Consider the following 448-nt stretch of genomic DNA (forward strand, 5'->3'; position numbering starts at 1 on the left):
TACATAACACCTTCTAAACTTTCCCCAATGAAGATTGTGGTTAACGCAGGAAACGGCGTTGCAGGACGTGTCATTGATGCTTTAGAGAAGAAATTTAAAGAACTCAGTGCCTCTATCACCTTCATCAAGGTTCACCATACTCCTGACGGAAATTTCCCTAATGGTATTCCCAATCCATTGATTATAGAAAACCAAATAGCGACTCGAAATGCTGTGCTAGAACATTCGGCCGATCTAGGGATTGCGTGGGATGGTGATTTTGACCGCTGCTTTTTCTTTGATGAAAAAGGCAATTATATTGAGGGTTACTATATTGTCGGGTTGCTCGCTGAAGCATTTTTGTTAAAAGAGCCTAACGCCACCGTGTTGCACGATATGCGTATGACATGGAACACGATTGAAGTCGCCAATAAGCTTGGTGGGAAGGCTGTTGCAGTCAAAGCTGGGC

1 pseudogene is annotated in these 448 nt (G+C 43.5%); it reads left to right on the top strand.

Annotation, left to right across the window (positions count from 1 at the left end):
* Positions 1-448 (top strand): annotated as a pseudogene (locus AB4512_RS23125) (phosphomannomutase CpsG); the annotation flags it as partial.

Origin of the sequence: Vibrio sp. 10N.222.52.B7, assembly GCF_041474275.1 — a bacterium.
In the GTDB taxonomy this organism is placed as follows: domain Bacteria; phylum Pseudomonadota; class Gammaproteobacteria; order Enterobacterales; family Vibrionaceae; genus Vibrio; species Vibrio crassostreae_C.